This is a genomic window from Planomonospora alba, from assembly GCF_039534085.1.
GTDB lineage: Bacteria > Actinomycetota > Actinomycetes > Streptosporangiales > Streptosporangiaceae > Planomonospora_B > Planomonospora_B alba.
In genome coordinates this window covers 1-993 of sequence record NZ_BAAAUT010000163.1, presented here as the reverse complement: position 1 = coordinate 993, position 993 = coordinate 1, and the positions used below count along the sequence as shown (strand labels likewise).

Sequence of the window (993 nt, the reverse complement as noted above, 5' to 3'; positions counted from 1 at the left end):
TCTACGTCGGCGGCCACTTCCGCTGGGCGAACAACCCCTTCCGCGGCGACGCGGCGGGCCCCGGCGCCGTCTCGCGGCCGGGCCTGGCGGCGCTCGACCCGGCCAACGGCGTCCCGCTCACCTGGAACCCGACCCGGACGCTGGGCGTCGGCGTCTTCGACCTGACCGCGACCGCGCAGGGCCTGTGGGTCGGCAGCGACACCGACCGCATCGGCAACTGGGAGTACCACGCCCGGCTCGCCATGTTCCCGCTGTCCGGCGGTACGGCCGTGCGGCCGCCGTTCGCCGGGGCCCTGCCGGGCGACGTCTACCAGATCGGCGTCGGCGCCACCCCCGCGGACACCGTGCAGCGCCGCTCCTTCGACGGCTCCTCCCCCGGCGCCGTGCAGCCCGTGGACGCGGGCGGCGTCACCTGGTCGGGGGCGCGGGGCGCCTTCATGCTCAGCGGCAAGCTCTACACCCCCTGGTCGGACGGGCGGCTCTACCGGCGCGACTTCGACGGCACCGCCTTCGGGACGCCCGCCGAGGTCAACCTGAACGGCCTGACCGACTTCGCCGCCGACATGCGGAACATGAGCGGCGTGTTCTACGGCAACGGCCGTCTCTACTTCACCCGTACCGGCGAGTCCGCGCTCTACTACCGCGGGTTCACGGCCGAGAGCGAGATCGTCGGTGCCCAGCGGTTCACCGCGAGCACCAACGTGGCCGGCGTCGACTTCAGCAGGGTGGGCGGCATGTTCCTGTCCGGGGACAAGCTCTACTTCACCGACCGCCTCGACGGCAGGCTGCTCCGCGCCGACTTCGCCGACGGCGCGCCGGTGGCCGGCACGGCCGTCGTGCTCAGCGGCCCGGCCGTGGACGGCGTGGACTGGCGCCAGCGCGGCCTGTTCCTGTTCGCCGGGGCGGGGACCGAAGCGCCGAACGCCTCCCCGGTCGCCGAGCTGGTGTCGGTGTGCGAGGAGCTGACGTGCACCTTCCGCAGCACCGGCTCGC

Annotated in this window: 1 pseudogene; it reads left to right on the top strand. The window is 74.0% G+C overall.

Features of this window, described 5'->3' with window-relative positions:
• Positions 1 to 993 (top strand): annotated as a pseudogene (locus ABD823_RS34425) (PKD domain-containing protein); the annotation flags it as partial.